The 13036-nt window shown below is 33.7% G+C and carries 11 protein-coding genes; 10 read left to right on the top strand and 1 reads right to left on the bottom strand.

All coding sequences use genetic code 11. From position 1 onward, the window contains the following. Positions 1–41 precede the first annotated feature (41 nt). Complete coding sequence (locus AC5LWZ_RS02450) at positions 42–1184, bottom strand: iron-containing alcohol dehydrogenase (protein WP_110448584.1); 1143 nt, start codon at positions 1182–1184, stop codon at positions 42–44. 219 nt (positions 1185–1403) lie between these two features. Between AC5LWZ_RS02450 and AC5LWZ_RS02445 the strand changes: the two genes are divergently transcribed. The 10 genes from AC5LWZ_RS02445 to rhmD all read left to right on the top strand — a co-directional run bounded on the left by AC5LWZ_RS02445 (position 1404) and on the right by rhmD (position 12905). Then, positions 1404–2309, top strand: coding sequence for a dihydrodipicolinate synthase family protein (locus AC5LWZ_RS02445; protein ID WP_493463917.1), 906 nt, complete (start codon positions 1404–1406; stop codon positions 2307–2309). Between the two features lie 33 nt (positions 2310–2342). Next, entirely contained in the window at positions 2343–3863 is a 1521-nt protein-coding gene (locus AC5LWZ_RS02440) for a UxaA family hydrolase (protein ID WP_198201760.1), read from the top strand. A gap of 44 nt (positions 3864–3907) precedes the next feature. After that, positions 3908–5206 carry a nickel pincer cofactor-dependent isomerase, group 22 gene (locus tag AC5LWZ_RS02435; protein ID WP_198201761.1) on the top strand — a complete coding sequence of 433 codons (1299 nt, stop codon included), beginning with the start codon at positions 3908–3910 and terminating at the stop codon, positions 5204–5206. A gap of 75 nt (positions 5207–5281) precedes the next feature. Further along, positions 5282–6559 (top strand): MFS transporter, encoded by a 1278-nt coding sequence (locus tag AC5LWZ_RS02430; protein WP_198201762.1) that lies wholly within the window; start codon positions 5282–5284, stop codon positions 6557–6559. A 124-nt stretch (positions 6560–6683) separates the two neighbouring features. Then, positions 6684–7985 carry a nickel pincer cofactor biosynthesis protein LarC gene (gene larC, locus AC5LWZ_RS02425; RefSeq protein WP_198201763.1) on the top strand — a complete coding sequence of 434 codons (1302 nt, stop codon included), beginning with the start codon at positions 6684–6686 and terminating at the stop codon, positions 7983–7985. Further along, positions 7982–8803: an ATP-dependent sacrificial sulfur transferase LarE gene (gene larE, locus AC5LWZ_RS02420; protein ID WP_198201764.1), complete on the top strand. Its 822-nt coding sequence runs from the start codon at positions 7982–7984 to the stop codon at positions 8801–8803. Before larC ends, larE begins: the two co-directional genes overlap by 4 nt. A 24-nt stretch (positions 8804–8827) precedes the next feature. Then, a complete protein-coding gene (larB, locus tag AC5LWZ_RS02415) occupies positions 8828–9505 on the top strand; it encodes a nickel pincer cofactor biosynthesis protein LarB (RefSeq protein ID WP_493463916.1) in 678 nt (225 codons plus the stop codon). Positions 9506–9521: 16 nt separating this feature from the next. Next, entirely contained in the window at positions 9522–10298 is a 777-nt protein-coding gene (locus AC5LWZ_RS02410) for a class I SAM-dependent methyltransferase (RefSeq protein ID WP_493463915.1), read from the top strand. Positions 10299–10912: 614 nt separating this feature from the next. Continuing rightward, positions 10913–11671 carry an IclR family transcriptional regulator gene (locus AC5LWZ_RS02405; RefSeq protein WP_110448589.1) on the top strand — a complete coding sequence of 253 codons (759 nt, stop codon included), beginning with the start codon at positions 10913–10915 and terminating at the stop codon, positions 11669–11671. Positions 11672–11699: 28 nt separating this feature from the next. Then, positions 11700–12905, top strand: a complete 1206-nt coding sequence (rhmD, locus tag AC5LWZ_RS02400) for an L-rhamnonate dehydratase (protein WP_086362754.1) — start codon at positions 11700–11702, stop codon at positions 12903–12905. The last annotated feature ends 131 nt before the right edge of the window (positions 12906–13036 follow it).

The raw sequence follows: 13036 nt of genomic DNA, 5'->3' as shown, positions 1-13036 counted from the left end.
TATGATTCAATATTATTTTAACTCATTGGATAAATTAGCTGTTAAGCTATTTTCTTAAATAACTCAATCAATTTTTGTTTATCAAAAAATACTGGATTTGCTCCGGCACAAGCATCTTTCATCGAATTTTCAGCCAATAATTCAAAATCTGGATTATCAACACCAATTTCTTTTAAAGATTTAGGAATACCTACCTCTTGTGCCAAATCTTTAATTCGTTTTATCACATAATCAACACACTCTTGATCCGTTTTATTTTTAGTCTCTAATCCGATTGTTTCTGCGATAACTCTAAATTTTTCTGGCGCATGTTTAGCATTTTCTTCTTCAACTACCGATAATAACATTGCATTACATACCCCATGAGGTAAATCATAAAGACCACCTAGTTGATGAGCCATAGCATGAACATTACCCAGACCAGCATTACTAAAGGCAATCCCATTTAAAAAACAGGCATAACTCATCTGTTCTCTTGCTTCGATATCGTTACCATTTTTAACCGCTCGAGCTAAATATTTAAAGGTTTGACCAATCGCATATAATGCGGTTGAATCAGTAACATCCATCGCGCCTTTAGCCACTACAGCTTCAATAGCATGAGTTAATGCATCCATACCTGTTGCCGCAGTTAAATTGGCTGGTTTTGAGATCATTAAATCAGGATCACTAACCGTTATTGACGCCAATGTATTCGGATCAACCATAATCATTTTTACATGTCTACTTTCATCGGTAATAACATAGTTGATCGTCACCTCAGCAGAGGTACCGGCTGTTGTTGCTATTGCCACAATTGGTAAGCATTTATGTTTACTTTTATGCATCCCTTCATAGTCAGTAATTTTACCGCCATTTGTCGCTAACACAGCAACTGCTTTACCACAGTCCTGAGGTGATCCACCACCAATAGAGACAATAAAATCACAGTTAGATTCTTGACATAATTTTAGTGCATTTTCAACATTAGCAACGGTTGGATTCGGTTTTACATCGTAAAAAATAACCGATTCAATGCCCTCTTTTGCTAAGATATCTACTACTCTATCTACAGTACCATTGCCCACTAAAAACTTATCACTAACAACAAATGCTTTCTGACAATTAAGTTTTTTAACTGGTACACCTAACTCAGATAAGCATCCTTTACCTAATAAATTAACCGGCGGAATGTAATAAATCATATTTACCTCTTAATTAATAATATTCAAAAATTCCCATAAAAAGAACTATATTTCATTATACGGAAAAATTTAATTAACAAAAAAATTATTTTCGACAATGAGAGGATGATCACAAAATTAATTTTCTTTTGAATTAATACATTGCAATTCTAAATTTTTTTACCAATAATTTGTTCTCGTCTAAGAAATAATGTTCTACATTATGAACAAGGAGAAAAAATGAATTTAGAAAAATTTAAAGGTATATTCCCTCCAGTCCCTACTATCGTTAATAAAAAAGGGGAACTAGATAAAAAAGGAATGGGCAAATTATTAGATCATCTAATCGATAACGAAGCTGATGGTGTTTTGATTCTAGGTAGTGGTGGTGAGTTCTGCCATATGCCGCCTAAGTTGCGATATGAAGTTGCTGAATTCGCAGTAAATTATATCAATAAACGTATTCCAGTTATGCTTGGCATATCAAGCCCAAGCACTGCTGAGACGATTCAATATGGCAAACATGCAGCCCAAATTGGTGCTGATGCAGTTTTAGTTGTTAATCCTTATTATGCTTTATTAAATAGTGATGCGATTTATAACCATTATAAAACTGTTGCTGAAAATATCGATATCCCTGTACTACTTTACAATTTTCCGGCATTAACCGGTCAAGATATAGGTATTGATGTTATTACAAGACTGGCAAAGGATTTGCCTAATATTATTGGTTTGAAAGATACTATTGATAATATCAGCCATACCCGAGAAATCATCAACAGAGTTCACGCCTTCCGTCCAGATTTTATCATTTTCAGTGGCTTTGATGAATATATGTTAGACACCCTTATTCTTGGCGGCCACGGTGGTATTCCTGCAACCTTTAATTTTGCACCAAAAATTACTAAAGGAATTTATAAAGCTTTCGTTGAAAAAGATTATGAAAAAGCATTCAAATTACAACGTCAACTTGCAAAATTAATGCCAGTCTATGCCATTGAATCACCTTTCTTTGGCGTAATCAAACAAGCAATAAAACTTTCTGGCGTCGATATTTCGACGGAAGTTTTAGCTCCAGTAATGCCATTAACCTCCGATAAAAAGAAAGTTCTAGAAAAATTATTATCCGATTCAAAGATTTTATAAAAATTTATTACTAATTAGTTTTAGGAGCAAATTATGAGCGAAGTATCTAAAGTAATCATACTTCATCCCAATGACGATGTTGCCATAGCTCGTTTTCCAGTATCCAAAGGGTACATGATTCAAGAAACAAATGTTTCTGTACTTTCCGATATAAAAGAAGGACATAAAATAGCACTTCACAATATCGAAAAAGATAAACCAATTAAACGCTATAATCAAATTATAGGTTATGCAATTTGTGATATTCAAGCTGGAGAACATATCCATTTACATAATTTAAAAATGGGTGATTATGGACACGAATATGACTTTTGTGCAGATAAACAAGAAACGCCAATGGCTAGTGAAAAAAGGACTTTCATGGGCTATAAGCGTAAAAACGGCCAAATAGCAACCCGTAACTATATTGGCATACTAACATCCGTCAACTGTAGTGCAACAGTTGCACGTCGCCTTGAAGATCACTTTAAAGCTAAAGGATTAGCTGATTATCCCAATATAGATGGAATCGTAGCCCTACCTCAAAGTTTTGGTTGTGCCATGGATATGAAAGGTGATTTGATGAAGATGATGCAACGCACAATGAGTGGTTATGCAAATCATCCTAACTTTGCCGGTATTCTAATAATTGGACTTGGTTGTGAATCAAATCAAATCAAAGATCTTATTCAAGTAAAAGGATTAAATGAAGGTCCTATGCTACAACATATGACTATTCAAGAAACTGGTGGATCACAAAAAACTTTCGATAAAGGTGTAACTATTATTGAAAGCATGTTAAATGAAGCAAATCAATACACCAGAGAAGAAGTGCCTGCATCAGAATTAGTTTTGGCACTTGAATGTGGTGGTTCTGATAGTTATTCAGGCATTTCTGCTAATCCTGCACTTGGCGTAGCTGTCGATTTACTCGTACAACAAGGAGGTACAGCAATACTCGCCGAAACCCCTGAAATTTATGGTGCTGAATATATCCTTACTCGCCGAGCGACTTCCAAAGAAGTGGGCGAAAAACTAATTAATCGAATCTTATGGTGGGAGGATTATGCCAAAAGATGTCACGCAGAATTAAATAATAATCCATCTGCAGGCAATAAAGAAGGTGGATTAACGACCATTCTTGAAAAATCACTTGGCGCGATTTGTAAAGCAGGAAGTACTAATCTGATTGATGTATATGAATATGCAGAACCAGTAACCGCAAAAGGCTTGGTATTTATGGATACCCCTGGATATGACGCATTTGCATGCACGGGCCAAATTGCTGGTGGAGCCAACATTATGTGTTTTACAACAGGAAGAGGATCTGCATATGGTTCAAAACCAACACCATGCATAAAGATCGCATCCAACAACTTTCTATGGCGTCGCCAAGAGGAAGATATGGATATTAATTGTGGTGATGTAGCTGATGGACAAGAAACATTAGAGCAAGCAGGTAAGCGAATATTTGAAACAATCTTAGCTGTTGCTTCTGGTGAAAAGACTAAAAGTGAAAAATTTGGATACGGCTCACTTGAATTCGTCCCATGGCAGCCCGGTGCAATTATGTAATATTTCTTTTAAATCTTAATGATATTACAAATAAGGAGAAAACTATGTCATTTGTTGATGAATTACTTAATGATGTAAAAATACCTAGGATGGTAAGGGTTAAGCAACACTTTGAGTCACCCGAAGAAATTCAAGATATTGATGCCAAAGTTCACGCTGAATTTTCGAAGCCAGAAATCAAAAATTTAATAAAAAAAGACATGTTCATTGCAGTTGGTCTCGGTAGTAGAGGTATAGCCAAAATACACTTAATTGCAAGAGCGGTGATTAATGAGTTAAAAGCTCTAGGCGCTAAACCTTATGGTGTTCCAGCTATGGGGAGTCATGGAGGAGCTACTGCGGAAGGACAAATTCATGTACTTGAAAAATTAGGTATGACAGAGGAATTTTTAGGATGTGAAATTCGCTCTTCAATGGAAACAATAAAAGTAGGACAGTTACCTAATGGGCTTGAAGTATTAATGGATAAAAATGCCATGCAAGCTGATGGTATTATTTGTATTAATCGTATAAAAGCACATAACGCATTTACTGCACCAATTGAAAGTGGAATTATAAAAATGCTTTCAATTGGTTTTGCTAAACAAAAAGGCGCTGATTCTTGCCATACTTATGGATTTGGTTGTATGGCAAATAATATTGTCGAGATGGCAAAAGTTAAAATTGCCAATACACCTTTCTTATTCGGAATCGGAACAATCGAAAACGCCTATGATCAAGTTGTTGATATCGAAGCTATTCCTGCCAATAAACTTGAAGAGCGCGAAAAAATATTGTTATCAAAATCGAAAAGCTATTTCCCAAAAGTGATGTTTGATAATGTCGATGTTTGTATTGTTGATCTAATGGGAAAAATTTATTCTGGTGGAGGTATGGATTGTCATGTAACAGGCCGAGCTTGTACACCATTTATGCAACCTATTGCCACAATCCGTCCTGATCGTATAGTTGTTTTAGATCTACATGAAAAAAGTGGTGGAAATGCTACCGGAATGGGATTTGCGGATTTTTCAACTCAACGTTTGTTAGATAAAGTAGATTTTCCTGAGACTTATCCAAATGTACTAACCTCTCGATTAAGCCAAGATGGCTATGTACCAGTAATATTAGCTAATGATAAACAAGCCATGCAAGCAGCTATTAAGACATGCATTATTTTAGATGGACGAAAAGAAGCACGCATTATCAGAATAGCTAATACATTACATATTGATGAGTTTTATATTTCAGAAAATATGCTTGAAGATGCAAAGTCAAATCCACAAATCGAGATTCTAACTAAACCTGAATACATATCTTTTGATGACAATAACAATGTAACTGATATAGGTATTGGCATGTAAATATGTGATTAATAATAGCTAAGAATTATTAAAAATTTAAATTATAGTCTTCAATTGAAGGCTAGGGAGTTCTCTATGAGTAATATTAACTTATTATCGGTAATAAAAAAAACAAAAATTCGATTAATTCCATTTATGTTAATACTTTATGTTTTAGCATTTTTAGACCGTTCAAATATTGGTTTTGCCAAAGAAAGTTACCAAATTGACATTGGATTAAGTAATGAAGCTTATGCACTAGGAGCAGGATTATTTTTTGTAGTATATGCATTTTTAGGTGCACCAGCAAACTTATGTCTAAAGAAATTTGGTGCCAGAAATTGGATTGGTGTAACTACATTAGCTTGGGGTGTTTTATCAGCAGGAATGGGATTTGCTGATTCAGAAGTTAAATTCTTAACAATCAGGATATTACTTGGTATTACTGAAGCTGGGTTCTTTCCAGGTATGATCTATTTAACATCACAATGGTTCCCTCAAGCAAATCGTGCCGCCGTGATGGGCTTATTTTATATGGGGGCGCCATTAGCTATGGCATTCGGTTCACCGCTTTCTGGCGCTCTTTTAGAACTTCATGGATTTTTAAACCATCCGGGATGGTTTTGGATGTTTATAATTGAAGGTGCACTTGCAATTATTGCAGGTATTTGGACATTCTTCTATTTAGACAATACCCCTGAAACAGCAAGATTCTTATCTGCCGAAGAAAAACAACTACTGGCAAATCAAATGCAATCAGAAGAAAACAACAAGAAAGCTGCTTCAGCTAAGCTTATGGATGCATTAAAAAATCCAAGAATATGGCACTTTGCTATTATTTATGGTTGTATTCAATGTGGTGTATATGGTCTTATCTTCTTTTTACCAAGTCAAGTTGCTAGCATCATGGGAAGCAAAGTTAACTTCATGACATCTTTAGTTACAACATTACCATGGTTATGCGCATTATTAGGTACATTTTTTATACCTAGATATTCAGATAAAGTTCAAGAAAGACGTAATACCTGTGCAACAACATTATTAGTCGGTGGACTAGCATTGGGATTATCGGCTTATGTTGGAGCTGTACCTGCCATTATTGCGCTATGTATCGCGGGTACAGCTTATTTTGCCTGCCAACCTATTTTCTGGATTATGCCTTCATCAATTCTAACTGGTAATGCGTTAGCTGCTGGTATTGGTTTTGTCAATATGTTTGGTGCATTGTTTAGTTTTGGCGCCCCTATTTTAAGACAACATTCTGAAAATATCATCGGTACTCCTGCTGCCGGTTTATTATCAATTGGTATTGTGGTGGTAATTGGTTCTATTCTTATTTTTATTCTGCCCAAAAATGTAGGTACAAATAATTAGGTTATAAAAAAATAACCAAATAAATTAAGTAAGATACAAATTAAATAACTAATCTAAATAATACAATGTATTTAGAATCAATTTTAAGTACATTGTATTTTGGAAAACTTTAAAGGTTTAAATAATGCATATTCATCTGGACATAGTTGGAGGGATAGCAGGAGATATGTTCTGCTCAGCAATACTAGATGCATTTCCTGAACTAGAATCCCCATTACGGATCTTTTTATCTCGTTTAGCTATATTTAACACATATCAATTTGAAATCAAAACAACACGGCAAAAAGAGATTCTAGGTAAACAATTTGTTGTTTTAAAAAATAATCAATCAATTGATGATACTCAACATCTGACATTAAAACCATTAAAAGCGCAATCTCACTTTATCACTCAAAACACTCAAACAACTAATCATGAACACTATACATGGAAAGACATCTTAGAAAAATTAAATCAAATTAAAGCAAATGATAAAATTTACCAATGTGCAAAAGAAATTTATATGATTCTTGCTCAAGCAGAAAGCGAGATACATGGCATTGATTTACAAAATATAGCTCTACATGAAGTAGGTGCCGACGATGCCATAATCGATATAATCACAGCTGCATTTCTAATCACCAATAGCAATGTATCAAGTTGGTCTTGTTCCGCTCTACCATGGGGACAAGGTTCGATAAAATGTGCACATGGAACCTTACCCGTTCCTGCGCCAGCTACATTAAAAATACTAACAAATTTTCAATGGATTCATGATGATGAAATTGGTGAGCGCATCACCCCAACAGGTGCGGCTATTCTTACTTGGTTAATGAAGCACAATTCAAGCTTCTTAAATGGTTCATTTGTTAAAAGTGGTTATGGTTGCGGACAGCGAACTTTTAAACAAAAACCAAATATTTTAAGAGCCAATGTTTTTACAACACAATCACAAGCTAATTTAGAACAAGATAGTATTTTTATTATTCAATGTGATATTGATGATATGACATCTGAAAGCCTTGCAATAGCAGAAGATAAATTAAGGATATTATCTGGCGTAATTGATTTAGTTAGCCTACAAATAAAAGGCAAAAAAGGACGTTGGATGAACCGAATAGAGATATTATGTTTATCTAAACAATTAACCGATATCTGCCACCAATTATTTATAGAAACCAGTACATTAGGCGTTAGATATTGGCCTGTTAATCGTTTCAAACTTTCAAGAAAGCAGATCACGTTAAATGTAGACCAACAACAATGGCCAGTGAAAATCGCTACTCGCCCTAATCATAATTACACGGCGAAATTAGAATCTGACAAATTAAAATTAATAAATCAATCATATGCTGAATGCCAAATAATTAAATATAAAATTGAGCAAACAGCCTTAAAAAACCTTAGTCAAAAATTTAATGATCATGAAAAGGATATCAAATCATGACAACTTTAGATATTGAATCAACCATTTTATCACTAACAAAATGGTTCCAAACAATCACAACATGCACAATTGCGACAAGTGGTGGCATTGATAGTATGTTACTTGCTTATATAGCCAATAAAACTATAGGAAAAGAAGCTCTAATTGCTCATTCAACATCGGTTTCTGTTCCTATTTTAGATGCTAATCGTATCCGAGAATATGCCAACAAATATTGTTGGCATATAGAATTTATTGATGCTGGAGAGTTAAATAATGAATCTTATAGAAATAACCCCGTCAATCGCTGTTATTACTGTAAAAGCTGTCTATTTGAAAAATTGAAAAAACTAAACCATGGCGTTTTGATAACTGGAACAAATCTAGATGATTTAGGTGATTATCGACCAGGACTAATAGCAGCAAAAGAACAAAATGTAAGACAACCCTATGTTGAACTAAACATTGATAAAGCAATGATAAGGGAAATAGCTAATTATTTTCAACTTGATGATTTAAAGGATATTCCTGCATCACCTTGTTTATCAAGTCGTATTGAAACAGGTGTTAAAATTAACGCTAATTATCTACAAACAATTGATAAAATTGAAAATATCATTCGTTTAGAATTAAAAGCATCTTTGGTTAGATTTCGGATACGTAATGATAAAGTAGTACTTGAATTGGAATCTCATATTGTTGAACAATTAACAAATTATCAAAGAGATCTTATTATCAATAAAATAAAAATTATCATTACTCCGCTAGCCATTCCACATGATATCGAAATATCAACTTATGAAAAAGGAAGTGCGTTTATTGGTGTTAAAAACAGTTGATTATATTTCAAAGGAGCAATAAAAATGAAATCCACTGATATTATTATGGATTTTGAACGAAGCCAAAGATGCGGTATTTCAGAAGCTGTGTTTAGCCAATATAAAACAGTTACACAACTTGAAAAGATCTTATCTATTGCTGAACAAAACCAAACATCACTACTATTCACTCGTTTATCTTATAAAAAATATAATAATTTAAATAACTATTGGCAAAAACAAATCAAGTATCATGAAATTAGTCAATGTGCTATATTTGCTAAACAAGAATCAGTATATGAAAAAGAACAAACTCATATAGCTATTGTCTCTGCTGGTTCGTCTGATGCTTCAGTGTGTGAAGAAACACTAATTACATTAAATTACCATGACATAAAAGCAGATTTATATCAGGATATTGGTGTTGCAGGATTATGGCGTCTACAACAACAACTTTCTAACTTACAAAAATACAGCATTATTATTGCTATTGCAGGTATGGAAGCGGCATTACCTACTGTTTTAGCTGGCCTTATTGATACTCCTATTATTGCTGTGCCGACATCCGTAGGATATGGTGTAGCTAGTGGAGGACATGTTGCTCTCAATGCTTGCTTATCAAGTTGCGCAGGAGGAATTATGACAATGAATATTGATAATGGCTATGGTGCTGCCTGTGCTGCAATAAAAATTTATAAAAAAATAATTAAAAATTCAAAATAAAAAGCGAGAAGATTAAGTGATATTAGCGAATAATATTGATGATAATATTTTAAGGGATCTTATCATTTATTGGGCAAACCGAGCAAAAGAGTACAGTCAAACCAATCAAGATGAACTAGCAACTGAAAAAAGAATTATCTGGCAAAAGTTAATTCTGCATCATGCTCCACAAAAAGAAAAACTACGTGTATTAGATATAGGCGCTGGGCCCGGCTTTTTAGCTATCACGTTAGCTTTAGCCGGACATGAGGTAACTGCTGTAGATGCTACTGAAGAAATGATAAATCAAGCAAAAAACAATGCAATACAATACCAAGTAAAGGTTAATTTTGTTTTATCAGATGTTCATTGCTTACCATTCGAAAACAGTAGTTTTGATTTAATTATATTGCGTAATGTTACGTGGAATTTGAGTAATCCAACTTTAGCATATCAAGAATGGTTTAGAGTGTTAAGTGCTAAAGGTAAATTACTTAATTTTGATGCCAACTGGTACCTATTTCTTTTTAATAAAGATCTTTATTCACAATATATGCAGGATAGACAAAATACCATGAATTATGGCATTGAAGATCATTATCGACAAACCAATACGCAAGAAATGGAACGAATCGCCAAATTACTACCATTGAGTAAAGAAATTAGACCTGAATGGGATAAGAAGATTTTACAATCAATTGGTTATAAAAATATTCATATTGAAAACGATATATCAAAGATAGTCTGGGATGAAATTGAACAAATTAACTATCATTCAACGCCAATGTTCTTAATAGCAGCAGAAAAACAATAAAAACATATTTCGCATAGAAATATAATTACTTAGGTTCGAGTTACTGAATTTGATTTGTAAAAATAATTGAGGATTCTATACCATGTTATTAAGTTTTAAGTATGAGTAAACTACTCATAAAAACGTGCAAAAATGAGTAAAGATATAATAACATTAACCTTTAACCAGTGTTTTTGCCAATAGTATGGTATGTATTAATCTTTATCAATCAATATTCTTATTGGTTAATTATTTTTTCAGATAATTATTATCTTTGCTTGATTGATAAAGTTTATTTGTAAAAATAATTGAGGAGTCTATACCACCTAACTAATATTTGCATGTTATCTTATTTATACTACTAAATCGTTTCTAATTTAAAACCACACTATTTCATCATTTCAATTTAAATCACAACATTCAAATTTAAGACATCTTATAAATTAGACTATTTTAAATTCCTTTATATTGGAACAACCCCAAAAATTCCAATATAAAGGAATAACCAATTGTAAATTATAAATTTTTTATGATCAAGTTCACAATAATGCGATTAAATAGTTGTACCAATATTTGATGAAAGTACAATCTACTTCATCCAATATACAGGATAAAAGTACAATATATAGGAATGTATGTCTAAAGTACCCGCTTTACAAAGAACAATCAAAATACTTAACTTTATCTCATCTAAAGGTAGATGCAGTGCCGCAGAAATAATCAATGGCCTACAAATACCTAAAAGTTCTGCTTATCTTTTACTAGAAGAACTAAAGTCATATCAATTTATTAAACAAGATCAGAATGGTGATTATTTTTTATGGATCAAATTAGTTGAGTTAGGTGAGCTTGCTTCAAATTGTTTTGATATTAGAGAAATAGCCAAAAAACATCTTGCCAGATTAACCAATAATACCGGGCTTTTAACTCATTTAGGAATTTTAGATAACAAAACCGCTTATTATATTTTGAAATGTGAATCACACAGCACGATCAGTGTTCGTTCTTATGTAGGAAAACAAGTATCGCTTTATCGTTCTGGCGTCGGCAAATGCTTATTAGCCTTCCAACCTAGCGAAAAAATATCTGAAATCGTTAACCAACTTTCTTTCGAACAAAAAACTGCAAATACAATTATGTCCATTAGTTCATTACATACTGAATTGGCCAAGATTCGTCAACAAGGTTGTAGTTTTGATAATGAAGAGGATTATATCAATATAAGATGCATAGCGGCACCTATATTTAATGCACAAAATAATATTGCTGCGGCAATATCGGCTGTAGGAACAACATTTCAAATAACCGACCATGTATTACCGGAAATTACGATTAAAATCAAGGAATGTGCAAAAGATATCTCAAAAGAATTGGGTTGTCTTATGTACGAATAATTTTTGTAACTTTTAAAGGAGAAATTAAATGAAGCTACCAAAAATAAAAGAAGTAAGAGCTTATTTTATGGGAGGAGCAACCGCCGAGAAAGGTAGTGGCGGGGCAGACTATCACGATCAGGGCGGCCACCACTGGATCGACGACCATATCGCCACGCCAATGAGCAAGTATAAAGACTATGAACAATCACGTCAATCTTTTGGTATTAACGTCCTTGGAACACTTATTGTCGAAGTTGAAGCTGATAATGGACAAATTGGATTTGCCGTATCAACAGGCGGAGAAATGGGATGTTTTATTGTTGAAAAACATCTAAATAGATTTATTGAAGGAAAATGTGTTTCTGATATCAAACTAATTCACGACCAAATGATGAATGCAACTATGTATTATTCTGGTTCAGGTGGTTTAGTGATGAACACGATATCATGTGTAGATTTAGCCCTTTGGGATCTATTTGGTAAAGTGACTGATCTACCTGTCTATAAATTATTAGGTGGTGCAGTCCGTGATGAAATTCAATTTTATGCAACTGGTGCTCGCCCTGATTTGGCAAAAGAGATGGGCTTTATTGGTGGCAAGATGCCTACACATTGGGGACCACATGATGGAGATCAAGGCATCAAAAAAGATGCGGAAATGGTTGCCGACATGCGCGAAAAGTGTGGACCTGATTTTTGGCTAATGCTTGATTGCTGGATGAGTCAAGACGTAAATTATGCCACAAAACTTGCTTATGCTTGTGCGCCTTATAACTTAAAATGGATTGAAGAATGTTTACCTCCGCAACAATATGAAGGATACCGAGAGTTAAAACGCAATGCACCGCCAGGAATGATGGTCACATCTGGTGAACATCATGGAACAATTCAATCATTTAGAACATTATCTGAAACTGGAATTGATATCATGCAACCAGATGTTGGTTGGTGTGGAGGCTTAACCACATTACTTGAAATTGCTGCAATTGCGAAATCAAAAGGACAACTGGTCGTACCTCATGGTTCATCCGTTTATTCTCACCATGCAGTAATTACATTCACAAATACCCCATTTAGTGAGTTTTTAATGACGAGTCCTGATTGTTCAACACTCCGTCCGCAATTTGATCCAATATTGATTGATGAACCCGTTCCTGTAAATGGAAGAATTCATAAATCAGTACTTGATAAACCAGGATTTGGTGTTGAATTAAATCGTGAATGTAAATTAATTCGTCCTTATTCTCATTAATTATATGAGGAAGAATAAGTTTATTTATTGATTTATTGCAGTTTTAAAAGGAACTTAAAACTGCGATTTTAGATTCAATAAAATTATTTTCTTCATATGAACATCATTTATATCTCTGTAATTTTTATGGA

It is taken from the genome of Gilliamella sp. LMG 34362 (assembly GCF_984569125.1).
Note: the sequence above shows the minus strand (reverse complement) of the source record. Positions and strands in the feature narration are given on the sequence as shown.

What these genes read in the sequence shown, in the direction of transcription:
- AC5LWZ_RS02450 (WP_110448584.1), bottom strand. Translation starts at nt 1,184, where the DNA reads ATGATTTATTACATTCCGCCGGTTAATTTATTAGGTAAAGGATGCTTA.
- AC5LWZ_RS02445 (WP_493463917.1), top strand. Translation starts at nt 1,404, where the DNA reads ATGAATTTAGAAAAATTTAAAGGTATATTCCCTCCAGTCCCTACTATC.
- AC5LWZ_RS02440 (WP_198201760.1), top strand. Translation starts at nt 2,343, where the DNA reads ATGAGCGAAGTATCTAAAGTAATCATACTTCATCCCAATGACGATGTT.
- AC5LWZ_RS02435 (WP_198201761.1), top strand. Translation starts at nt 3,908, where the DNA reads ATGTCATTTGTTGATGAATTACTTAATGATGTAAAAATACCTAGGATG.
- AC5LWZ_RS02430 (WP_198201762.1), top strand. Translation starts at nt 5,282, where the DNA reads ATGAGTAATATTAACTTATTATCGGTAATAAAAAAAACAAAAATTCGA.
- larC (WP_198201763.1), top strand. Translation starts at nt 6,684, where the DNA reads ATGCATATTCATCTGGACATAGTTGGAGGGATAGCAGGAGATATGTTC.
- larE (WP_198201764.1), top strand. Translation starts at nt 7,982, where the DNA reads ATGACAACTTTAGATATTGAATCAACCATTTTATCACTAACAAAATGG.
- larB (WP_493463916.1), top strand. Translation starts at nt 8,828, where the DNA reads ATGAAATCCACTGATATTATTATGGATTTTGAACGAAGCCAAAGATGC.
- AC5LWZ_RS02405 (WP_110448589.1), top strand. Translation starts at nt 10,913, where the DNA reads ATGTCTAAAGTACCCGCTTTACAAAGAACAATCAAAATACTTAACTTT.
- rhmD (WP_086362754.1), top strand. Translation starts at nt 11,700, where the DNA reads ATGAAGCTACCAAAAATAAAAGAAGTAAGAGCTTATTTTATGGGAGGA.